Annotated in this window: 22 protein-coding genes; all 22 read right to left on the bottom strand. The window is 44.5% G+C overall.

The window, feature by feature from the left end:
- Positions 1 to 34 precede the first annotated feature (34 nt).
- Positions 35 to 2,920, bottom strand: a complete 2,886-nt coding sequence (locus ACQRCC_RS00590; RefSeq protein ID WP_427848869.1) for a penicillin-binding transpeptidase domain-containing protein — start codon at positions 2,918 to 2,920, stop codon at positions 35 to 37.
- The gene (gene mreD, locus ACQRCC_RS00585; protein WP_427848868.1) at positions 2,913 to 3,431 is read right to left on the bottom strand and encodes a rod shape-determining protein MreD; all 519 of its coding nucleotides are present in this window, start codon (positions 3,429 to 3,431) and stop codon (positions 2,913 to 2,915) included. The genes ACQRCC_RS00590 and mreD overlap by 8 nt, the downstream gene beginning before the upstream one ends.
- A gap of 3 nt (positions 3,432 to 3,434) precedes the next feature.
- The gene (gene mreC / locus ACQRCC_RS00580; RefSeq protein WP_427848867.1) at positions 3,435 to 4,313 is read right to left on the bottom strand and encodes a rod shape-determining protein MreC; all 879 of its coding nucleotides are present in this window, start codon (positions 4,311 to 4,313) and stop codon (positions 3,435 to 3,437) included.
- 1 nt (position 4,314) lies between these two features.
- The gene (locus ACQRCC_RS00575) at positions 4,315 to 5,343 is read right to left on the bottom strand and encodes a rod shape-determining protein (protein ID WP_427848866.1); all 1,029 of its coding nucleotides are present in this window, start codon (positions 5,341 to 5,343) and stop codon (positions 4,315 to 4,317) included.
- Between the two features lie 5 nt (positions 5,344 to 5,348).
- Positions 5,349 to 6,053: a RadC family protein gene (gene radC, locus ACQRCC_RS00570; RefSeq protein WP_427849084.1), complete on the bottom strand. Its 705-nt coding sequence runs from the start codon at positions 6,051 to 6,053 to the stop codon at positions 5,349 to 5,351.
- Between the two features lie 40 nt (positions 6,054 to 6,093).
- A complete protein-coding gene (locus tag ACQRCC_RS00565; protein ID WP_427848865.1) occupies positions 6,094 to 6,354 on the bottom strand; it encodes a DUF4321 domain-containing protein in 261 nt (86 codons plus the stop codon).
- Positions 6,355 to 6,443: 89 nt separating this feature from the next.
- A complete protein-coding gene (locus tag ACQRCC_RS00560) occupies positions 6,444 to 8,102 on the bottom strand; it encodes an NAD(P)/FAD-dependent oxidoreductase (RefSeq protein ID WP_427848864.1) in 1,659 nt (552 codons plus the stop codon).
- A gap of 42 nt (positions 8,103 to 8,144) precedes the next feature.
- Positions 8,145 to 9,464, bottom strand: coding sequence for an NAD(P)/FAD-dependent oxidoreductase (locus ACQRCC_RS00555; RefSeq protein WP_427848863.1), 1,320 nt, complete (start codon positions 9,462 to 9,464; stop codon positions 8,145 to 8,147).
- Positions 9,461 to 10,744: an aminotransferase class I/II-fold pyridoxal phosphate-dependent enzyme gene (locus ACQRCC_RS00550; protein ID WP_427848862.1), complete on the bottom strand. Its 1,284-nt coding sequence runs from the start codon at positions 10,742 to 10,744 to the stop codon at positions 9,461 to 9,463. The genes ACQRCC_RS00555 and ACQRCC_RS00550 overlap by 4 nt, the downstream gene beginning before the upstream one ends.
- Positions 10,745 to 11,056 (bottom strand): hypothetical protein, encoded by a 312-nt coding sequence (locus ACQRCC_RS00545; protein ID WP_427848861.1) that lies wholly within the window; start codon positions 11,054 to 11,056, stop codon positions 10,745 to 10,747.
- A complete protein-coding gene (miaA, locus tag ACQRCC_RS00540; protein WP_427848860.1) occupies positions 11,020 to 11,991 on the bottom strand; it encodes a tRNA (adenosine(37)-N6)-dimethylallyltransferase MiaA in 972 nt (323 codons plus the stop codon). Before miaA ends, ACQRCC_RS00545 begins: the two co-directional genes overlap by 37 nt.
- 17 nt (positions 11,992 to 12,008) lie before the next feature.
- Positions 12,009 to 14,075: a DNA mismatch repair endonuclease MutL gene (gene mutL / locus ACQRCC_RS00535; RefSeq protein WP_427848859.1), complete on the bottom strand. Its 2,067-nt coding sequence runs from the start codon at positions 14,073 to 14,075 to the stop codon at positions 12,009 to 12,011.
- A 3-nt stretch (positions 14,076 to 14,078) separates the two neighbouring features.
- Positions 14,079 to 16,730 carry a DNA mismatch repair protein MutS gene (gene mutS, locus ACQRCC_RS00530; RefSeq protein WP_427848858.1) on the bottom strand — a complete coding sequence of 884 codons (2,652 nt, stop codon included), beginning with the start codon at positions 16,728 to 16,730 and terminating at the stop codon, positions 14,079 to 14,081.
- A 93-nt stretch (positions 16,731 to 16,823) separates the two neighbouring features.
- Positions 16,824 to 17,240, bottom strand: a complete 417-nt coding sequence (locus ACQRCC_RS00525) for a putative ABC transporter permease (RefSeq protein ID WP_427848857.1) — start codon at positions 17,238 to 17,240, stop codon at positions 16,824 to 16,826.
- A gap of 71 nt (positions 17,241 to 17,311) precedes the next feature.
- On the bottom strand, positions 17,312 to 18,745 hold the full coding sequence (gene miaB / locus ACQRCC_RS00520) for a tRNA (N6-isopentenyl adenosine(37)-C2)-methylthiotransferase MiaB (RefSeq protein ID WP_427849083.1): 1,434 nt from the start codon (positions 18,743 to 18,745) through the stop codon (positions 17,312 to 17,314).
- Entirely contained in the window at positions 18,720 to 18,902 is a 183-nt protein-coding gene (locus ACQRCC_RS00515) for a DUF4250 domain-containing protein (RefSeq protein ID WP_427848856.1), read from the bottom strand. Before ACQRCC_RS00515 ends, miaB begins: the two co-directional genes overlap by 26 nt.
- Before the next feature lie 2 nt (positions 18,903 to 18,904).
- A complete protein-coding gene (locus tag ACQRCC_RS00510; protein ID WP_427848855.1) occupies positions 18,905 to 19,126 on the bottom strand; it encodes a DUF896 domain-containing protein in 222 nt (73 codons plus the stop codon).
- Positions 19,127 to 19,262: 136 nt separating this feature from the next.
- Positions 19,263 to 19,625, bottom strand: coding sequence for a hypothetical protein (locus ACQRCC_RS00505; RefSeq protein WP_427848854.1), 363 nt, complete (start codon positions 19,623 to 19,625; stop codon positions 19,263 to 19,265).
- 45 nt (positions 19,626 to 19,670) lie between these two features.
- Positions 19,671 to 21,326, bottom strand: a complete 1,656-nt coding sequence (locus ACQRCC_RS00500) for a putative polysaccharide biosynthesis protein (RefSeq protein WP_427848853.1) — start codon at positions 21,324 to 21,326, stop codon at positions 19,671 to 19,673.
- A gap of 26 nt (positions 21,327 to 21,352) precedes the next feature.
- A complete protein-coding gene (gene ybeY, locus ACQRCC_RS00495; RefSeq protein ID WP_427848852.1) occupies positions 21,353 to 21,898 on the bottom strand; it encodes an rRNA maturation RNase YbeY in 546 nt (181 codons plus the stop codon).
- Between the two features lie 40 nt (positions 21,899 to 21,938).
- Positions 21,939 to 22,934: a PhoH family protein gene (locus ACQRCC_RS00490; RefSeq protein WP_427848851.1), complete on the bottom strand. Its 996-nt coding sequence runs from the start codon at positions 22,932 to 22,934 to the stop codon at positions 21,939 to 21,941.
- On the bottom strand, positions 22,921 to 24,174 hold the full coding sequence (locus tag ACQRCC_RS00485; RefSeq protein ID WP_427848850.1) for a sporulation protein YqfD: 1,254 nt from the start codon (positions 24,172 to 24,174) through the stop codon (positions 22,921 to 22,923). Before ACQRCC_RS00485 ends, ACQRCC_RS00490 begins: the two co-directional genes overlap by 14 nt.
- Positions 24,175 to 24,179 lie beyond the last annotated feature (5 nt).

Here is a 24,179-nt window from a genome sequence, read left to right as displayed (position 1 = left end):
TCCTATTACTGGTTTCAATTTCTCATCTGATGTATTAATCACCGTGTGATGTAACGGTAACTGTTGATGCCTGTCCGGTTATCAGCTCGGATGGGTCCGTAATATTATAATAGTATTCCATAACACTTTTGCCGACCTCTGCTGCAAAGGTAGAACTGTATCCATTTGCAATACGAATAGCAAATGCCACATCTGAATCAGTATTCGATGTAAATCCGACAAACAATCCATGATCGGGATGTGTTGTACTCTGCTGTGCAGTACCTGTTTTTCCACAAAGTTCAATACCACTTGCATTCAGTTTGGTAAAGACAGTATTGTTGCTGACCACACCTCTCATGCCGGCATGAACTGCATCCCATGTATCCGGAGAAATACCTTCCACCTGGTTCCTGATTTCCGGTTGATAATCCTCCACCAGCGTACTGTCCACTTTCTCAACCCGGCCCAGAAGGCTCAGATTATAAACCGTTCCTTCATTAGCCACAGCCGTCACATAACGGGCAAGCTGACTTGTTGTAAAGTTATTTGTACCCTGTCCCATCGCAGACGGAACAGAAGAATCATCCGAGATCTGAGGTTCTGACTCCGGTATCTCCATACCTGATGTTTCATCCAGGCCAAACATGGCTGCATATTTTCCCAGACGGCTAAGTCCCAGTTCACTGGAATATGCACCCTGTTCATCCAGACTCATATTGTACCCCAAATCACAGAAAAACACATTGCAGGAATGAGTAATTGCTCCTACTACATCCTGTGTTCCGTGGCTGTCCGGATATACCCAGCATTTGATATTAGGTTCTACGCGTTTGAAAACACCATCACAGTAAACAGATGTTCCCAGTGATATCGTGCCTTCTGTCAGACCTGCAATCGCCGACAGAGGTTTATAGGTAGAACCGGGGGCTGTTTTTTCCTGAGTCGCATTATTATAAAACGGTCTTGCCTGATCTGTTACCAGCTTATTATAATATGCACTGTCCATGGTGTTTGCCAGACGATTGTTGTCATATCCCGGATATGACACACATGCCAGAACTTCACCGGAATTTGGATCTGTCATAACAAGAGAACCGGTACAGGGTTCCAGTGCAAGCTGCCCCGGCGTGATCTCAAGTGTCTGGATTTTCCCCCTGATAAAATCATAGGCGCTGACTGCTCCGGAAGCCAGCTGATTGTACTGTGTCTCATCGAAAGGAAGAATATTCTGCTCATAAATCATCATACAGATCTCCCTGCCGCTGATAGCGCCCGATTTAATCATGTACTTATAAATTAATTTATCAAAATTCCGGTCACTTCGAAGAGCCTGCTCAACATAAGAAACCAGAGCAGTATATACATCTGCTGCGTCTGAATACTTCTCCCCTTCCGGTGTATATTCCTGAAGTTTTGAAGAATCAATCCAGTTTTTCGAAATTGCATAATTCAGATAAGTATTAATATTAATAGTTTCTTCTTCCCGCCATTTCAGATACGTCTCATCACTGGTATCAATAGCATCCTTCATAAGGATGGACGCCGAACTGGTAAGCAGATCATTTACAATGTAAGAAAGATAAGCCTGCTGTTCCCTGGGCATATCCGTATATGCAGCAGCTGCTCCATCCAGCATAATAGAAACAATCTGTCCCAGCACAGCCTCTTTATAAGCCGAAAAAGAGGCATAAACACTCCTTTCGGCCTGTCCGGCATCTTCGCTGGAAAAATGATTGGTGTCCAGGATATCATTTCCAATAAAAGCATTATATACGTCACCGCTTGCGACAATCACATCACCGGCATCTGTAGTCTTGGATCGGTCATAATCCAGAACATCTGCCATTTTAACAAGCAGTATACCTGCCAGTTCCTGCTCCAGAATATCATAGGCAGCTTTCTGGAGATTCGCATCTATCGTCAGATAAAGGTTATTTCCCGCTTTTGGCTCTGTATCCTCAGCAGTTTCGATTACCTTGCCCACACTGTTAACATACAATTTTACCTCTCCTTTTTCACCCTGGAGAGTTTCATCCATCACCTGTTCAAGTCCAGCTTTTCCTACTGTATCAGTCAAAGAATAATTCTTCTGTTCACTCTTACTGAGAGCATCATATTCTGCCTGTGATATCTGACCTGTATAACCTATCATATTAGCAAAATACTTACTGTCTGTGTATCTGCGAAGAGAATCCTCCGCAATATCCACGCCCTGGAGACCATCAAGATTTTCCATAATACTTGCTACTGTCTCCTCGCTGACATCCTCGGCCACTGTAGTAGGAATATATTTCTGAAAACTGTTCAGTCCCATGGCGTAACGGATATTTACCAGCTTCAGGACCTGGCTTTTTTCAAGTTTCTCCTGATCAATTCCATATCCATACTCTTCATCGGTACAGAGATAAACTATGATATCTTCTGCAGTCATATTTTTCTGCTCATCATCGAGTTTGTCAATGGTTTTTTCTCCGAAAACGTCTGCGATAAAACGAAGACGCAGCGTCTCATTATCCATGGCATACTGGTATTCATTATTTGAATCCAGGACTATATTAAAATCATTAATGACAGAATCACCATTTTCTTCTACAATTTCAATGATTCTTGTAATTTCCTGATTCAGCTCTTCATTTTTCTCAGCAATAGTAGCATAACTTCCATTATCTTCAATCGTAACCGAATAAGCCAGCTCATTATAAGCCAGCAGAACTCCATTGCGGTCATATATTTTCCCACGGGTTCCCTGAATCACCCTTGTTTTCTGGATCAGCAGCTTATAATCATCCAGATATTTCTGTCCATTTACAATCTGCAGATTAAACAATCGTCCAACCAGGATAGAAAACAGGATAATAAATACTATCATGACCACGAAAACTCTGGTTCTTACAATTTCCGAAACTCCGGACTTTATCCGGTCCCATACATTATACAAATCGACTTGCACTCCTTTGTTCTTCTGCTTCTAAATTCCGGTTTACATGGAGAATAATCTGGTATAACACCAGAGTCACTAAAATTGTATACACAAGCTCCGGCAAAATAATGTGCTGAGCATAATAGAAAAACTGAAATTCTCCCTTTAGCATAAACAGGCAGATATAAACAATAATTCCATATGCCAGATCACTCGCCCCAATCAGCGCCAACGGAAGCTTAATGTCTTCATCATAAAATAATCGCCGGAATGTACCATTGAGATACCCGATTACCATATAAATCAACGTATAAAAACCAATCAGATCTCCCCAGAATACATCTGCCAACATACCGCAGATAAATCCAACCCACAGCCCGGTCTTTTTTCCCCTCATAAATCCGAAGGATGCTGTCACAACCAGAATCAGATTCGGGCGTATAGAAGCCAGTTGAAAATGCTCCATAACAGTAGACTGCAGTAAAAAGCAGATGAAAATCGTCAGAAGGGTGGTTATTTTTCGCTTCATAGCCTATTCTCCTTCTTTTTCTGCATTCTTTCTCTCAATCAGATCCTGCTTGGTTGAAGTAATCACTAATACCTCCTGCAGTTTGCTGAAATCTACTGCCGGTGTAATATAACCGGATCTGGTAAGATTATTCGAATCCACCTGTATCTCACTGATGTATCCGATAAAAAGTCCCTGCAGGAAACGCGAACTGATATGAGATGTTACAACCTGCTCTCCAACTTCAATTGTGTTATCATTGTTCGGAAGCTTTTCAAACTTGATTCTTCCATCATTCATCAGCTTCAGGTCTCCTCTTATCATACAGAGATCTGATGTAGAAAGAATCATTCCACTAACATTACTTTCATCATCTATAATAGATCGAACCTGTGCATAATCCGGACCAACCTCTGTCACAATTCCTACAAGCCCACTTCCGGCAAGCACATTCATATCCTTGCGGATTCCATCGTTACTTCCTTTATCAATAGTAAATGAACTGAACCAGTTGGTACCATTACCTGCAATAACATGTGCCCCGATTTTCTCATAATCCGCATAATTCCTATCCAGCTTGAAAAGCTCCTGCAGACGTTCCAGCTCATACTGATCCTGACGAAGTCTTGTATTATCAATAGTCAGCTCATCCACCTTTTCCTGAAGAGATTCGTTTTCCTTTTTTAATTCTTCCATCGTCTTGAAGTTGTCCGTAAAATCGCTCAGCCACATTCCTACATAGCTGATACCTTTCTGCATGGGAACTATCGTATAATTACCAATAAACCTCAGAGGACCTCCGCCATCGGCAAAACGTTCTACTCCGAGAAGAATTCCACAGACAACAATCAAAATCAACAGTAAGTATTTACTTGGTATCGTATTTTGATTTTTAATTTTCATGCTACCTCATCCACCTATAACTTTCATCCAGCATCGAATATGCCAGTTTTTTCAGATCTTTTGACTGCATGATCCGTTTTAACCCATTTACTGCACAGATATCCGGCTCAATAGCAGTTCTGGCACGTATACCCGTCATCTCTTCAATATATACCTCAAGTCCAGGAAGATTTGCAAGTCCTCCGGTAAGGAAAATACCATTGCGATGGATAGCATTGCGCACCTCAGGAGGTGTCCTGTCCATCATGGATAAAATCGCACGGACGCATTCTTCCAGCGGCTCCTTAATTGCCGCACGGACCAGATGTATGGAAATCTCTCTCTGCTGCGGAACACCGGTAATCAAATCTCTTCCTGCCACCTTAAGCCGGGTATCATTATTACCATCACTGAAAATTCCAAACTTTTTACGCAGCGTTTCTGCCGAAAGCCGTCCGATCAGGAAATCATGATTATAACGAACCAGCTGGATCACCGCTTCGTCAAAAGTAACTCCGCCAACCTTCACAAGACGGTTCAGTACAATACCTCCGCCGGCCAGAATGGAAAGCTCCGTTGTCTCTCCTCCGAAATTAGCAATAAATAAACCTTTGGTGTTCCAGACATCCAGATTAAGTCCTATCGCATCCGCAATACCACGTTCTACAATATTTACTTCCCTGGCACGTGCCGCTGAATGGATAACCAGATCAAAAAAGGCCTTTTTCTCTACTTCTGTCACATCTGTCGGAACAGCAATCACATATTCTGCCCCTCTGGAAAAACGATGTCCCTTCCTTTTCAACAGCGTCTGAAGAAGATACTGCATATCATTAAATCGTGAAATAACACCGCCTTTCATAGGAAAAACAACCTGTATATTTGACGGTGTCTTGCCATACATCTCGTAGGCCTCATCTCCTACGGCAAAGATTTCTTTGTCGTTTATAATAGATAGTACTGTCTTTTCTTTCCATATGGTATCCTGTTTTTTATCATATACCTTTACCTCGTAAGATCCGAGATCCAGACCGTATACATTCTTCGCCATTTCCACTATCCTTTCGTACGAAGCAGTCCCTTCTCAGAGAAGCTGATATAACAATTATTTCCAATAATAATGTGATCTAACAGTTCAATTCCTATCAGATCACCTGCATCCTGAATCCTCCTGGTTATCTGAATATCTTCCCTGCTTGGGGTCGGATCTCCGCTCGGATGATTATGCAGAATCACAATAAAAACAGCTTCCTTTTTTAACGCTTCTATAAATAGTTCTCTCGGTGTGATCAAAGAGGCATTTACCGTCCCCTTGGATATCATTGTTTCACCGACAAAACCTGATTTCGAATTCAGCATCAGAAGCTTCATCATCTCCTGACGCTCATGCCGCAATTCCTCCATATAATAATTTGCAATGGAGGCCGGACAGGTAAATTTAAGAAGTTCACAGGCACTGGCTTTGGAAAGCCGTTTGGCCAGTTCTGAAATACAGGCAATCTGCACCGCCTTAACCCTGCCTACTCCTTTGATTTTTTTCAATTGTTCCATGCCTAGATGATGGATACTTAACAATCCGTCATCACCTGCAGCATAGAGAATGCGTCTGGCAAGGCCAACTGCATTCTCTCCGTGAGTGCCTGTCCGCAGCAACACTGCAAGAAGTTCAGCATCCGTCAGACTGCCCGCTCCATAACGCTCACATTTCTCGTAAGGACGTTCATACTCTGACATTTCTTTCATGGTATTCATTTGATTCATTCTTTTGTAGATACGTATGACACTCACAAGACTCCTGCTTTTACAAGAAACGATATATTATAATTGCAAGAACCACCCCTATGATGCTGGCTATCGTAATCTTAATATTCAGCCCAAAGGTAATCACCAAAAGTCCCAGATTCAGCACAATCGGCTCATCCAGACCAAATGACTGTCCATAGTTCAGCCATCCAAATGCAGCATTACCTTCCGTCAGAACACCGAGAAAACCTCCGAGAACCATTCCTGCAAGAATTAAAAGGCAAAGTGCCCAGTTGTTCTTGCCTCCTGCTCTTTTCATATGTACTCCACCTCACATTTACGAATCGTTTTCCCTGAAAACTCAATATATTTTATCACATTTAAAAAAATGTGTATAGACTTTAGCTATTAAAAATTTCTTAATCCTTTCGCCCCATTGTCGAAGGGTTGATATTTCCTGACGATTATTTCCGCCGTACGAATCCCATCCATGGCTGCCGATGTTATCCCGCCCGCATAGCCTGCTCCTTCACCGCAGGGATATAATCCACGCACATTGCTTTCAAGATTCTCATTCCTTGGGATCCGCACAGGTGATGAAGTTCTGCTCTCCACACCGGACAGCACTGCATCCATTCTTGCATACCCCGGGATTTTCCGGTCAAATGCCAAAATGCCTTTTTCTATAGCACACGCCAGCTTCTGCGGAAAGATTCCCCTTACATCGGCAAATGTCCAATCACCTTTCATCTGTGGTTCGACCTCTCCCAGTTTCTCAGATATTTTTCCGGATATAAAATCCCCCAAAAGCTGAACAGGGATCCTGCCATTTCCGGCCTTCCAGGCATTCTCCTCCAGCTTTCTCTGGAATGCGATTCCTGCAAGAGGCCCCTCTCCGCCATAATCTTCCGGAGAAACCGTCACAATCACCGCACTGTTTGCATTTTTACCATCCCGTGCATGGTAGCTCATCCCATTAACTGCCAGCCTGTTCTTTTCTGAAGATGCATTTACCACATAGCCTCCCGGACACATGCAGAATGTATAAACCCCTCGCCCATCCTCAAGCTTTTCCGTCAGCTTATAGGCAGCAGCCGGAAGAACCGGGTGTTCTTGCATTCCATACTGGGATTCATTGATCATGGACTGGGGATGCTCCACACGAACTCCTACTGCGAAGGATTTTGCTTCCATCGACACATGCTGTTCGTACAGCACCTCAAAGGTATCCCTGGCACTATGGCCTATGGCAAGTACCAGATTTTCTGTTCGAATCGAAGACTCTTTTCCGGTCAACGTATCTTTCACACGTATTCCACAGATACTTTTCTCATCTTTTCCTTCTAAAAAGCCTTCACCAAAAAGAAGACCTGTCATCTGCGTATGGAAATGTATTTCACCGCCTTTGCTGATGATATACTCCCGCATACTTTTTACGACCTTCATCAGTACATCCGTACCAATATGCGGTTTATTTACATAGAGGATTTCTTCTGAAGCACCATGCTTCACAAATATTTCCAGCACCTTCCGGTTGCGACCGAAAGAGTCCTTCACCAGAGTATTCAGCTTTCCGTCAGAAAACGTTCCTGCGCCACCCTCACCAAACTGTACATTTGAATCCGGTTTCAACACTCCCGTCTTCCAGAATTCCTCTACATCCCGAATCCGTTCTTCTACCGGAAGACCACGTTCAATGAGAAGAGGTCGGTATCCATCTTCTGCAAGCATATAAGCGCAGAACAGCCCCGCCGGTCCGCTTCCTACAATGACAGGTCTTTCTTCCATCCGCAAAGTACCGAAAGATGGCATCCGATAAGGCACATCTTCAACACAGGATACATTCTTATCCCTTATCTTTTTCAGTATGCTTTTCTCCTGTCCAACCGTAACATCCACTGTATACACATAACTTAACTGTGGTTTTTTTCTGGCATCAATGGACTGTTTGCGAATATCATAAGAAAGAAGCGTACCTTCTTTCAGATGAAGAGTTTTTCTTATCTTCTTCGTAAGATCCGCTTCTGTATGGTCAATATTTAATTTTAACTGCTGAATCCGAATCATGCTTCTTCGTTCCTTTCTTCTCTAACCCGGTTTTCCCCGAAATCATCTTAAGGCAGCATGTTCTCCGGCGATGACTCCTGTAGCCCAGGCCCATTGCAGATTATAACCGCCGCAGATTCCGTCTACATCCAGTAGTTCGCCGGTCAGATATAATCCATTACAAATGCGGGACGCCATAGAGAAGGCATCCACTTCCGATGTCCTCACGCCGCCTGCACAGACCTGTGCCTGCTCGAAAGAATTCGTGCCAACGATCTTGACCTGGAATTTTTTACAGATTTCTACCAGACTTTTCCACGTCTCATCCTGGACATTCCGAGCCGGAGTTCCACAGGAAATCCCTGCCCGCTCCAAAAGAACCGGTAACAGCTTACTGTGGAAAATTCCATTTATAAGGTCTTCCACCGGACTGTCCTGCCATTGATGCCCACGATTCTTCAAAAGCTTCAGAAATTCGGTATCTGTAACATATGGCAGGAAATCAATCTCTGCTCTTACCCTCTGTTCACAGGCAATTCCAAAGGCCGCATAACGGCTGACCTGAAATACCGGGATTCCCGAGATACCGTAATCCGTAAGCTGTACTTCTCCTACATCGGACGCCTTCCATTCATCATCCACATAAAGTTTCACACCTGCATCTGCGCGAACACCTGCCAGCTGCTTAAAACATGAATCCTCTGCCCGAAGCTGCACCAGCGCCGGGACAACCAGTGTCAGAGAATGCCCCAGTGACTGAGCCAGTTTATAACCACTTCCGTCAGACCCGAGAACGGGTGCCGCCTGACCTCCCGCAGCCAGGATCACAATATCTGCTCTATATGTCTCCGGAAGAATCCGGAATATCTTTTCCTGTTTTTTCCCCTGTTTCCTTCCTTTTTTCGATCCAGGGAAGCATTCTGTCACACGAGAGGAATCTTCTATCCGTCTCTGAACCTCGATGCGAAAGCCGCCCTTATCCGGATGAATGGACTCCACCTCCGTGTTTACATACCATTTCACGCCGCAGCGCTCCATTTCTTTCTCCAGACTATCTCTCACACAGGCAGCCTGCCCATTTCTCGGATAAATATACCCGTCTCTTGATTTCGTAAGGATACCAATACTTTCAAAAAATGAAATGGCATCTGCCGGAGTGAACAGCTTCAGTACCTCCGAGGCAAATGTTTCGTCTTCTCCGCGATAACAGCCCTCCGGAAGGAACTCATTGGTGAGATTACACCGTCCGTTTCCGGTAGAAAGAATCTTCTTTCCCAACCGGTCCTTATGTTCCAGTACCGTTACCTTTGCTCCTTTTCGCGCCGCTGCTATGGCTGCCGCCATCCCGGACGCGCCGCCTCCGATGATGCAGATTCTTTTCATAGAGTTACAATTCCTTCCCGAACCATGTATTCCAGTGACATCAGGATACCCAGTTTTGCATGCGGCCAGGTAAGTCCTCCCTGGAAATATACCGCATATGGAGGTTTTATCGGTCCATCCGCACTTAATTCAATGGAGGATCCCTGCACAAAAGCTCCCGCAGCCATAATTACATCACTGTCATATCCCGGCATTGGCCATGGTTCCGGTGTCACGTAGGAGTCTACTGGCGCTGCCGCCTGAATTCCCTTGCAGAATGCAATGACTCCCTCTGCTGTTCCCAGTTCTACAGCCTGTATAATATCGTGACGGCCCTCCGTTCCATTCGGAACAACACCGTATCCCAGTTTTTCATAAATATTTGCAGCAAGAATTGCACCTTTCAGGGCACTTGCCACTACGACAGGTGCAAGAAAAAGTCCCTGGTAAAATGACTGCATTACTCCGAGAGAAGCGCCCACTTCCCGGCCGAGTCCCGGTGATGTCAGGCGATATGCACAGGCGTCGATCAAATCCTCACGACCGGCAATATAACCGCCGATCGGCGCCAGACCGCCGCCCGGGTTCTTAATCAGAGAACCGACCACCATATCCGCTCCCACATCGCTGGGCTCAATAGTCTCCACAAACTCCCCGTAGCAGTTATCTACCATACAGATCACATCCGGTTTGATCTCTTTTACAAATGCGATCAACTCTCCAATCTGTTTTACAGAAAAGCTGGGACGGGTCTGATACCCTTTCGAGCGCTGAATGGTAACCAGCTTCGTTCTGTCATTGATGGCTTTGCGTATATTTTCATAATCGAAGGTTCCGTCTTCCAGCAGATCCACCTGAGAATAAGTCACTCCATATTCCGCCAGTGAGCCGCAGGAAGGACGGATTCCGATCACTTCTTCCAGTGTATCATAAGGTTTTCCCACCGGAGATAAAAGTTCATCTCCCGGACGTAAGTTTGCACTTAATGCAAGTGCCAGTGCATGTGTTCCACATGCGATCTGAGGGCGTACCAGCGCACTCTCTGTGTGAAAAACACCGGCGTAGACCTTCTCCAGCGTATCTCTTCCCAGATCATCATAGCCGTATCCACTGGCATAGTGAAAGCAGCCGGCATTTACCCGGTTCGCCTGCATGGCATGAATGACCTTAAGCTGATTATATTCTGCCACTTTATCAATAGCGTCAAAGCGTTCTTTCAGTTCCTCTTCTATTTTCAGTCCAAAGTCCAGCACGGACCTGCGGATTCCAAGCGATTCATACATATTGGTTATTTCTGACATCTATCTGTGTTCTCCTCTGTTTAATGCAATCATAATCTTTGTTTTCATTTCCGCACACTGGGCATCAAATTCCGGATTCAGCGACGGTATCTGCTGAATCACATCTGCCGCTTGCTGATGCTTATGCATATCATACAGCAGACACGACCGGTTAAGGTCATACATAGCCCGCTCCCCCTTTGTCCGGATCAGACCTTCCAGTTTTTCCAGTTCCCGGTAAGTCTTTTCACTGTTCTTGCTGCAGGAATATAATTCCATCAGCGGATTCATTTTCTTCAAAAATTTAGAACCCCCGAATAATTTTCTAAACATTGTACTCCCTCCATTTTTGAAAGCATCGCCTTCAAAATCTGTGTTTCATCATACTGGTAATCCTGTTTATTGATCCAGATCACCTGTCTCTCCCTCTTAAACCAGGTAATCTGACGCTTGGCAAAATGTCGGGTGTCTCTCTTAATAGTATAAACTGCTTCCTCCAGGGAACACTCTCCATCCAGATAAGCCAAAATCTCCTTATAGCCCAATCCCTTCATAGAGACCATGGAACGATTCAGCCCCCTCGCTTTCAGAACCTTCACTTCATCCACCAGGCCTTCCTCCACCATCTGATCCACTCTGCGGTCAATCCGTTCATAGAGACGGCTTCGCTCATCATTTAACACAAAATACCGGAAATCATATGGAGATTCCTTCTGCTTTTCCAGTTCATTGTGTTCTGAAATCGGACGTCCCGTCTGATGATAGAATTCCAGCGCCCGAATAACACGCTTGATATTATTTGCGTGAATTTCTTCCGCAGCTTTTGGATCCACCTCACGAAGCTTTCCGTGAAGAGCCTCAGCACCATAAGTATCTGCAAAATGTGCGAGTTCCCTACGATATTCCGTATCCTCTTCCCCTTCTGAAAAGTCGATATCATAGAGCAGTGCCTGAATATAAAATCCGGTTCCGCCCACAATAATGGGAATATGTCCATTGGAGTAGATCTGATGCAATGCTTCTTTTGCCATCTGCTGGAATCTTGCCACATGGAACTCTTCCTCCGGATCCAGCACATCCACAAGATAGTGCGGAACTCCTTCCATCTCTTCGGGGCGAATCTTCGCAGAACCAATATTCATATACTTGTATACCTGCATGGAATCTGCAGAAATAATCTCACCGCCAATTGTCTTTGCAAGACCTATGGAGGCTTTTGTTTTCCCAACAGCAGTCGGTCCCGTCAGAATAATCAGGGGTTTCTTCATAGACATTTTACCTCATTTTATAAAATACGTTTAAATTTCTTCTCCAGTTCCCGTTTCGTCATCGCGATAATCGTAGGCCTTCCATGAGGACAGTGATAGGGATTATCAAGCTTTAAAAGCTCCCCGATCAGCGTCTCCACTTCCGCTGTGGATAATCTCATATTACCTTTTACCGCTGCTTTACAGGACATGGATGCCACCTTCTCATCAATAATATCCGGTGCGAGTCCAGTATAAATCTCATCTGAGAGACTGTCAATCATCTCCATGAGCAAATCTTTTTTCGCAATACTGAACAGATTATCAGGAACGGCCCTCACTGCATAAGATTCCTGACCGAATTCCTCAATTTCGAATCCAATCCTTGTGAACTGATCCATGTAGGTATTCAAAAGTTCTGATTCCTTCATTGTCAGATTCAGGATAATCGGCGGGCTGATATTCTGAGAAGTGAAATCTCTGGTTTTCATTCCTTTTAATGTTTTCTCATACAGGACTCTTTCATGAGCGGCATGTTGATCAATAATATACAGATTATCGCCAAACTCCACGAGCCAGTAGGTGTCAAAGACCTGTCCGATCAGCTTATACTCAGCGACCGTTTCTCTTTTCAGGAGGTTTTCATCAAAGAAATTAAGTTGCTTCGTTTCCTCCTTTTTCCTGTAATTCACCGCCTCCTGAATACGGTCTTTCTGAATCTCAGGCTTAAAGACGGCAGTAGCATCTTTTACCTCGGCAGCAGAATTCTGATTATGGTACGACATGACACGTTCCCGCATCTTTTTCATAAAATAATCAAGGTCTCTCTGTCCCAAAGCCGGAGGCGTTGACTTTGATTTCATCTCAAGCTCCGAAGAAGGGTGATTTTCACTAATCTCAGGGGCGTTTTTGCAGAGTGCGCTCTCATTTTTACAGAGTGAACTCTGCTTTTTGTTTTCTAATTTTAGAGTGTGCTCTTCTTTTTGCAGAGTGTGCTCTGCTTTATTTGCCTTTTTTTCGGATTTTTCAGGCATTTTCGCTTCGGTTTTTACCGTTGAATGGTAGGAAACACCTTCTGCCTTAGGTGGTTCCGGCAATTCCACATGTGGAATCAGTTCTTCTCTTCTAAGTGCCCGTCCAACAGCCTCGCACACACGGTTATAGATTTCCTGCTGGTTATGAAAGCGCACTTCCATCTTTGTTGGATGTACATTTACATCTACATCTTCCCCTTCTACCTGAATATGCAATACAGTAAATGGATATTTGTGCTGCATAGTAAAATCTTTGTAAGCATCTTCAATTGCCTTGGAAACCATACTGCTTTTTACATATCTTCCATTGATAAAATAGTTTTCAAAGTTCCGGTTCCCCCGTGACACCAGGGGCTCTCCGATAAATCCCGTTATCCTTAGTCCGTTCTGTTCATAGTTCACTTCCAGAAGGTGAGCCGCAATATCACGTCCGTAAATATGATAGATCACATCCTTCAGATTACCGTTTCCGGATGTATGTATCTTGGACTGTCCGTTATTAATGAACTGGAAAGAAATCTCAGGATGAGACAGAGCCAGTCTGGTAACCAGTTCTCCTACATGACTTGCCTCCGTCATAGGTGTTTTTAAAAATTTCCGGCGCGCAGGCGTATTATAGAAGAGCTGTCTCACCAGAAAGGTGGTACCATCCGGTGCTCCCGTCTCATCTTTGGAAATCTCTCTTCCACCTTCGATCCGATAAGAGGTGCCAAAGTCACAGTCTCTTGTCTTAGTGATCAGCTCTACCTGGGATACAGCGGCAATGCTTGATAATGCCTCTCCGCGAAATCCCAGGGAAGCAATATGCTCCAGATCTTCGGCAGAGCGGATCTTACTGGTAGAATGCCGCAAAAATGCCTCTCCAACCTCATCTCCCGCAATTCCGCACCCGTTATCCGTAATGCGGATAAATGAAATACCGCCTTCTTTTATTTCCGCAACGATGGCAGTAGCTCCTGCATCAATTGCATTTTCAATTAACTCCTTTACAATAGAAGCGGGACGTTCTATGACCTCTCCCGCTGCTATCTTATCTATCGTTATCTGATCTAATACCTGAATTTTACCCATGTCTTACCACCTGTTCTTCAGCTTATTCTGAAGCTGATAAAGTGTATTTAACGCCTCAATCGGTGTAAGGTTGCTGACATCCAGATTCTTAAGTTCTTCCAGAACATCGTCATCTTTCACCGTGTCAAAAAGGGACATCTGAGCCAGATCCACCTCGTCATATTTCTTTGGTTTTCCTTTTCCTTCATGACCGTGGTTTCCAACCGCAATATCCCTGATTCGGGTCGTAATGTCCACGTGCAGAAGCTCTTCCACGATTTCCTTGGCGCGCTCGATGACAGAATCCGGCACTCCTGCAAGCTTGGCGACCTGAATACCATAGCTCTTATCGGCACCGCCTTTTACGATCTTGCGAAGAAAAACAATGTCATCTCCCTTTTCTTTTACTGCGATACAATAATTATTTACATTATCAATCTTACCCTCCAGCTCTGTAAGCTCATGGTAATGAGTAGCAAAAAGGGTTTTGGCTCCAAGAAGTCTTGTATTACTGATATGCTCCACCACAGCCCAGGCAATACTTAAACCGTCAAATGTACTGGTTCCCCGCCCAATCTCATCCAGGATCAGAAGGCTGTGTCTGGTCGCATTTCTTAAAATGTTGGCAACCTCGGTCATTTCCACCATGAAAGTACTCTGTCCGGATGCCAGGTCGTCGGAAGCTCCCACGCGGGTAAATATACGGTCCACAATGCCAATATTTGCGCTGGATGCCGGAACAAAGGATCCAATCTGTGCCATCAGTACGATCAGCGCTGTCTGACGCATGTAAGTGGATTTTCCTGCCATATTCGGTCCCGTAATAATAGCAATCCGGTTTTTCTTATCATCCAGACAGGTATCATTTGCAATAAACATATCGTTTGGAATCATCCGCTCTACCACCGGATGACGTCCGTCTTTTATCTGAATCTGACCTTTGTCATTCAGTTTCGGCTTCACATAGTTATTGCGTTCCGCAACAAGTGCCAGAGATGCAAACACATCAATCTGTGCCACTGCCTTGGCTGTACTCTGAATCCTCGGTATTTCCGCACCGATCTTATCGCGAACTTCACAGTAAAGCTGATATTCCAGAGCGTACAGCTTGTCTTCTGCTCCCAGTATGGTATCCTCCAGTTCCTTAAGTCTTGGGATAATATACCGCTCTGCATTGGCAAGGGTCTGTTTTCTGGTATAATAATCCGGCACCAGATGCTTAAAGGAGTTGGTTACCTCCAGATAATAGCCGAATACTTTATTGTACCGGATACGCAGGTTCTTGATACCCGTCTTCTCCCGCTCTTCCTCCTCCAGTTTGGCAAGCCAGTTCTTCCCTTCTGTCTTGGCACTTCTCAGGCGGTCTACCTCTTCGTTATAGCCTTCCCGGATAATGCCTCCTTCCTTCATGGCAAGTGGAGGTTCCTCACAGATTGCCTCCGAAACCAGAGAGCAGAGATCCTCCAGTGTATCCAGAGATTCCCGTATCCCCACCAGAAGCGGGCTTCGCATATCCTGCAGGATGCATTTGATATGGGGAAGCATTGCAAGTGAACTCTGAAAAGCGATCAGATCTCTCGGATTTGCCGATTTGTAGGCAATCTTACCCACCAGACGCTCCAGATCATAAACCGGAGACAAATATTCGCGGATTTCTTCTCTGGAAATAGCGTTGTTCTTAAGCTCTTCAACTGCTCCCAGGCGCCTCTCGATCATCGTGCGGTCAATCAATGGCTGCTCTATGTATTTTCGCAGGGTTCTGGCCCCCATTGCTGTCTTTGTCTTATCAAGCACCCACAGAAGAGACCCTTTTTTCTGCTTTTCACGCAGTGTTTCACAAAGCTCCAGATTCCGTCTGGTGGAGCTGTCAAGAAGCATATATTTTCCGGTTGTATATCCCACCAGCCTGGTCAGATGGGAAAGAGATGTCTTCTGCGTCTCCTCCAGATACTTAAGAAGTGCCCCGGCTCCGATGATTCCACAATCGTAATCTCCAAGTCCCAGAGCTTCCATGGAGCTGACACCAAAGTGATCCTTCAGCGTGCGCTTGCAGACACTGTCATCAAAATACCAGGCGTCCAGCGCATAGATGGTAATTCCAAGCCGGTCACGCATATCGTCAAAATCCATACCACTCATGTAAAAAGCCTCATTACAGATCAGCTCAGACGGCATGAATTTGTAAATCTCATCGAAAAGCTTACCGCTGTCCTCTATCTCCGTGACCATATACTCTCCTGTCGTCACATCGGCAATGGATACCCCATACCGGTCAGCCACATATACAATACACATAATATAATTGTTCTTCGTCTCATCCAGACTCTGCGTATCCAGATTCGTTCCGGGTGTTACAATCCTTACAACTTCCCGCTTTACGATTCCCTTGGCAGTAGCCGGATCTTCCATCTGCTCACAGATGGCTACTTTATATCCTTTGGACACCAGACGGTTCAGATAACTGTCCACGGCATGGTAGGGAACTCCGCACATGGGAGCTCTCTCCTCCAGTCCACAATTCTTTCCGGTCAATGTAATCTCCAGCTCTCTGGATGCAGTCAGGGCATCATCAAAGAACATTTCATAAAAATCTCCCAGTCTATAAAACAGAATACAGTCACTGTATTCTTTCTTGGTCTCCATATATTGCTGCATCATTGGTGTTAATTCAGCCACAGTCCTTCTCCTCTTTCGTCCATTCATATTTTAGTGCAGCTCTCATTCTATAAAGCCACATACATAATTAGTATAACACTTTTTCAGATTTGATTAAAGCAAAATAAACCTGGGTTTTTCTTCCCCATAAAACAGATACCCGATATAGCTGCTCAGGAAAATCCCAAGCACACACAACCCCGAAAAAATCACCATAAAAGGCAGGCATATCTGCCCCAGTAATTGAAATGGAAGTTCCGAATAATCCCACACCTGCATTCCCAGCCATTTATTCACAATAATCCCAGTAATAAACTCCATTGCTGTTACAAAAACCAGACACCTGAGCGTCTGACGCCACAGCGGATCCTGCCAGTGGACCATTTTTCCCTGTATAAAGAAAAATAAAAAACAAACGCCCCCCAGCAAAAACATGGACCAGTGGGAAAATCCCCGGAACAACACTTCAAATCCATAATACATGCAGCCGCCCACTGCCCATAAAAATAAATATTCACTGATTCTTTTCATGGAAAAACGCCCTCACTATGTGTTCTTACTACATAGTTTGAGCGTTTTAAATTCAAAGTATGGGTGGTATTTTAAACCATTCTCCCCAGATAATAAAATCCCTTACATTCCTCAAGCTTTACATCGACCAGTTTTCCAATCAGCGAATCACCTCCCGGAAAATGCACCAGAAGATTGTTGCTCATTCTTCCCGTTACCAGAGAAGAATCATGATCATTGATTGTCTCTACCAGAACCGTCTGCGTGCTTCCTTCGTGAACAGAACATACTTCTGCCGATATCTCCTGCACTTCTTTCAAAAGACGGTCAAACCGGTTCTTTACCACATCCTCCGGCACCTGATTCACCATGGCAGCAGCCGGAGTCCCGGTACGCTTGGAATAAATAAATGTAAATGCACTGTCATAGCGAACTTTTCTTACAACATCCAGAGTCTCTTCGAAGTCTTCTTCCGTCTCTCCCGGAAATCCTACGATAATATCGGTTGTAAGAGAGATATCCGGCACCGCTTTCCGTATCTTTTCCACCAGTTCCAGATATTTTTCCTTCGTATAGCGGCGGTTCATTTTTTCCAGAATCCGGCTGCTTCCGGACTGTACCGGCAGATGAAGATGTCTGCAGATTTTTTTTGAAGTACGCATCACTTCAATCAACTCATCTGACAGATCCTTCGGATGGGATGTCATGAACCGGATCCGTTCCAGTCCCTCAATCTTCTCAATCTCTCGCAAAAGCTCTGCAAAAGTCATAGGATTGTCCAGCGTTTTTCCATAAGAATTTACATTCTGTCCAAGTAGCATGACCTCTACGACACCGTCTGCAACCAGATTCTTAATTTCGTCAATAATTGCCTGCGGCTCTCTGCTCCTCTCCCGTCCTCTTACATACGGTACGATACAATAGCTGCAGAAATTATTACATCCGAACATGATATTTACGCCGGATTTAAACGGATATTTTCGCTCTATCGGCAGATCTTCCACAATCTGATCCGTATCTTTCCAGATATCTACCACCATGGAGCCGGATTCAAACCGGGATACGATCAGCTCGGCAAACTTAAATATATTATGGGTTCCAAATACAATATCTACAAACCGATAGCTTTTGCGGATTTTTTCTACCACATCAGGCTCCTGCATCATGCAGCCGCAAAGCGCGATCATCATATGCGGATTCTCGCGTTTGATGCGATTCAGCTGTCCCAGTCGTCCGTAAACACGCAGATTGGCATTTTCCCGGACTGTACAGGTATTATAGATTACAAAATCCGCCTTTTTTTCGTCCGCCTCTTCTACATATCCGATTTGTTCCAGAATTCCGGCAAGTTTTTCCGAATCTCTTGCATTCATCTGACATCCAAAAGTAGTCACGCAAAAAGAAAGCGGTCTTCCCAGTTCTTCGGACAGTTTCTTTACATAGCCCTTTGCTTTTTCTATGTATTCATGCTGGCGTCTGGTCTCATTCACCGCCTCTGCATTAGACAAACTGATGTCTGGACTCATCATATTCATAATCAATTCCTTTCAATTTATTCACCAGTGTTTCCCTGTCCACCTGCATATCCTCACACAGTGCATCCAGAGAACTGTAGTAATCTCTCAGTTTCGTATTCACCACACTCAAAAGAAGCATGGGATCTGAAGGAAGGTTCATCTGCATGATTAATGCCCCCTCTTCTTTCCATACTTCTCTCCAAGGTCCGTAATACTTCCATCCGCTTCCTGAATAGAAATATTATTAAGCTGACCGCGCAGATTCTTACGGATCGCTGCAATATACTCCTGCCTCAGGAGCTGCTGCTCCTTCTTCTCCGCATCGGTCAGTCCTTCTGCTTTTGATTTTCTGTATAATTCATTGATTCGTTCAATTTTCTTTTCATCCATTGTAATTGTCTCGTTCCTTTCCCAAAGACTGCCCTATTATCTTACACTAATTTCCGTATTTTCGCAAACCCCAAATTCTGCATTTTCCGATACCATTTCAGGAACTTCATTGTGGATTCTCCTGTTGCATGTTAAGTCAGCTGGTGTAGTTTTCCAGAAAACTGTAGAGGCTTTCCGTATCCTTCACATATTTTCCATTTTTAATCTCATTTTGCAGATCGTAAGGCAGATCCTTCACCTGAATGCTGGTATACTCATAGGCCGTCTTTTTATCACTGCAAAATACTGCCACATATCCATTTACTTCCATAAGATAATAACAATCCGCTTTCATTGCTTCACCATCTGCGGATACGGAAGGGATCTCATTCTTAATCTGAACCTGCTCTTCCCGGGCACGTTCCTTTGCTTTTTCATAACTGATCTGATATGCCCCGGATATGCCGACCAGGAGTACCAGCGAAATAATCAAAAAACCAATACTATATCTTTTTTTCATAAGGACAACTCCTTTTTTATATAGTATTGGCTTATTATTTACTCTTTATTCTCTCATTAAATGCATTTTTCGGCAGATATTCAGCAAAGTCTGCCCTTTTGGCAGTGCCAGCATCTCATCCCTGGAAATGCCTCCAAGGAGTACCAGACTGACAGCATATGTCAAAACAGCAACCAGAATGGAAATAACAGTAGCAATTCTGGCTCCAATAAATAATTCACAAATCAGATGAACCAACATGGAAAGAAGGCTCATAATCACAGCAGCAATAGTCGGAATAACAAATGTTCTCTTATACTCCTGTACATAACCGCATGCCACACGCAAATCATGTCCATTCAGAATGCAGATCGCGCCTGCGAATATGATTTTACTCAAAACAATCGAATAAATATTCCACTTGAAGGCCACCAGCATAATAAATAATGCAATCAGGTGGATAACCAGAGAGATAGCCGCATTTTTAACCGGCTTTGCCATCAGATCCATTCCCTGAAGCGCAGCATTTGTTACGGTAGACAAACAGAAAAACACAACAGAAACACCGCCAAGTCTCAAAAGCATGGCCGGAATCGTATTATCCTGCGTGTAATACAAAAGATCCAAAATCGGCTTTCCAAGGGAGATAAAACCTGCCGCACATGGGATCGCGATCAACATATTAAACCTGGATACCATCTCAATCTTGCTATGTATCTGCTTACGGTTTCCTGTCTGAATGGTAGCCACCAGACTCGGAATAAAGGATGCAGCAAGTGCACTGGAAACACTCAGTGGAATATTGGTCATCGTATCATATCTGCCGCTGAACATCCCCAGAAGAGTAGAATACTCTGCCTTAGAATATCCCTGTACTGCCATAATATTCGTAAACATAGCCTGATCCAGAAGATTGCTGATATTGTAAACAGTAGCACTTAAGATAACCGGAGCAATCGTCAGAAACAGAACTTTATAGATGGTTTTTCTGCTTTCTCTTCTTCTCGTACGGTCATGCTTCATATGCCGTTTCATGGTAGACTTGTACATAAAAAATACAAGAAGCATAAAAAGGAGTGCGGTAAGCGCTCCCATCACGGTACCCAGTGTTCCACCAGCAGCCGCAAAAGCAGCCCCATAGGATTCGCTGTTAGGTCCCTCGGCCATCTTTTCTCCCGTTTTCAAAAGAAGATATGCACCAACTACGCTAACAATCGCATTGATGATCTGTTCAGCAATCTGGGAAAATGCCGTTGGGATCATGGTCCCAAATCCCTGGAAGAATCCTCTGAGCACTCCTAAGATAGCGACAATCAAAATACAGGGGGCAAGAACACGAAGAGCATACACACTCAGATCCATCTTCATAATATCTGCAGCAATATACTCTGCACCAAAGAAAACAATAGCTGTCACCACACCTCCTGAAAGAACGGCAAAAGTCATTGCTCCTTTAAAAACGGCATGGGCATTCTTATATTGTCCGGTTGCGATTCTGGCCGATACCAGCTTGGACACCGCCATAGGAAGACTGTAAGAGGTCAGCATAAGGGCCAGGTTATAGACCTGGAATACCACTCCGTAATATCCGTCTCCCTCTGCTCCCATAATATTTGTCAATGGGATTCTGTATGCAAGTCCAATAAACTTTGTAATAATAGCTGCCACCGCCAGAATGGAGCCCTGTACCAAAAAATTATTTCCTTTTTTCTTATCCGACATACCGTTATTCCATACCTTCCATCATTCTATCGGGTAATTCCAAGCAATTCGAGAATCTCTCTCTGCTTCGCCTCCATGACCGTGCGTTCCGCTTCCTCTATATGGTCATATCCTGTTAAGTGTAACACAGAATGAGCAATTAAGAAAGCATATTCTCGCTCGATCGAGTGTCCATATTCCTCAGCCTGAGCCACAACCTTTTCTTTCGAAATCACAATGTCTCCCAGAACAAGCTCCCCGCTCTCCGGGTCGAAACATTCTTCCTCTTCTTCCAGAAAATCAAACTCTCCCGGAACCCCATATTCAATCATTGGAAAAGACAGCACATCCGTAGCCCGGTCAATCCCACGGAATTCCCGATTCATCTCCCGAATCTGGTCATTCATCGTAAGAAGCAGATTCACCTGTGCCTGATAGGGACATCCCACGAAGTCCAGAGCGGCACCTGCCACCCTCACTGCCAGCTCCTCGCATGGAAGAGGAAGAGACATGTCTCCCTCCTCCTCAAAAAAAACAGTTACTGCTGCTTCCTCCTCCGGCATCTGTGTTCCGGTAATTCTATAATCGTCCATTTTCTTCTATCCTCTGCTATTCATACTTTCTGTCTGCATATTATGATCTGCGCTTCCGATTCCGGTCTCCCGTACGGCCCTTCTTAGATTCATACTCTTCATATGCCTTCACAATGCGCTGTACCAGCGGATGACGCACAACATCTTTACTGGTGAGAGTACAGATGCTGATATCCTCAATATTTTTTACTACAGCGGTGGCAACATCCAGCCCGGACTGCTGTCCTGCCGGCAGATCCTTCTGGGTGGAATCACCTGTAATCACTACTTTTGACCCGAATCCAATTCGTGTCAGGAACATCTTCATCTGAGCAGGAGTCGTATTCTGTGCTTCATCCAATATGATGAATGCATTATCCAGAGTACGACCTCTCATATAAGCCAGAGGTGCAACCTCAATCAGGCCTTTCTCCGAATTTTTCAGAAAGCTTTCTGCACCCATGATCTGATAAAGCGCATCGTACAAAGGACGGAGGTAAGGATCTATCTTGCTCTGCAGATCTCCCGGCAGGAATCCCAGCTTCTCTCCCGCCTCAATTGCCGGTCTGGTCAGAATAATTCTTCCAACTTCATTATTTTTAAATGCAGTAATGGCCATTGCCATTGCAAGATATGTTTTTCCGGTTCCTGCCGGTCCCAGTCCGAACACGATCATCTGTTTTCGAATGGCATCCACATATTTTTTCTGTCCCAGTGTCTTGGGCTTAATGGGCTTTCCCTGAAGTGTGTGGCAGATAATATCCCTGTCAATCTCCAATACCTTCTCCTCACTGTCTTCCATCGCAAGAGAAATGGTATAATCAACATTCTGCTCCTTTACTTCACTTCCTCTTCTCGCAAGCTCTGTCAGCTGATCCAGCACACGCTTCGCCTTCTCAGCTCTCGCCGCCTCACCCAGTATCTTCACCGTATCATCTCTGGCAATCAATGTTACGTGAAGCGCCCTCTCTATCTTCTTTGCAAATGCATCAAACTGCCCGAATACTGTACTCTGATACTCAGCAGGTATATCTGCAATGACTTCAATCATTCCCATCTGTCAATTCCTCTCTGTTCTGAACTTCAGGTATGGAAGCCTTCTGTTCAGTTCCTATCTTTTGCAGAACAGTCAGTGTGCCTCTTGCTTCCGCCTGTTCATTCTCTGTGTATATTTTAACATTATTCTCGATAATTTCTACCCCCTTTTTTTCCAGTTCCCCGCATTCTTTCACAAATCTTTCAGACAAAATTCGCCTTAGTTCTTCTTTTTCATAGGAAACCTCCGTTGAAACATAAGGTTTTGTAACACGATTTCCATAATAAATGGGGAGATAAAAATGTTCACCGATACACAGTTGATGATTCTTCAGAAGTGCTTCTGAACTTTCAAAGGTATTTTTTTTACTTCCAAGCCAGAAGAGCCAGGAGCCAATCCTGACAAATAATTCTTCCTTTACGGGCTCCTGATATTCCTTTTCTTCATATACGAGAGGCCAGGCATCCCGATATTCTATCGTCGTTCTGCCCTGAATATCAGCATCCGCCTTCTGAAGCTGATATCCGGTCACTTCCTGACTGTCATTCTTCACCTCAACGATACCGCTTACCAGAAGGTCTCCCTTTTTCACCTCATCACCGACGTGAACTGCAGGCGTTCCCTTTCTGGTAATCATTTCCGTAATCACACAGTCCTGGTCCGCCACCAGATTCATTCCTTCCTGTCCATCCCCGTCCTCCTGACCGGTTTTATTTTCAAAAGAATCCTCATTTTCTTTTATCTGAATAATAAGCCTGCTTCCCTCTACCGATGCCGAAACCCAGATAATATCATCATATTCTTTACGGATATCCTTTACAATTCGTCCGCAATCCACATTCGCTATTCGCATTCCATGTACCACCTTCCGGGTTTCCAGGAAACGAAGAAGAGTCTCATCCGTCCGGGTATAGTTTCCGCGGATATCAATGTTCCAGATAAACAGTGACAAAAAATAGATCAGGCAGACACTCATACATGCTCCCACAAAAAAGATCTTCCTCCTGCGGTAACGGTGCAGAAAAAAAGGCAGTCCATATCTTCCCGTGATTCGTACCGTTGTTCCTGTTTTCTTTATGACAGGCTTCAGCCGCCGAAATCCGGATACTGTAATAAACATCTCATAAGCCCCTTTTACCGGATGCAGCCCCCACAGATAGATTCCTCTGTGGCAGCAGGCATTCAGAAAGCGTTCCGGCGAAAATCCGCTTACCCGGATTCTTAAGTAGCCTTTGATATAACGAATAGCCTCTGTCAGCACAGATA

This window comes from Sporofaciens sp. SGI.106 (assembly GCF_050314255.1).
Lineage (GTDB): Bacteria > Bacillota > Clostridia > Lachnospirales > Lachnospiraceae > Claveliimonas.
Note: the sequence above shows the minus strand (reverse complement) of the source record. Positions and strands in the feature narration are given on the sequence as shown.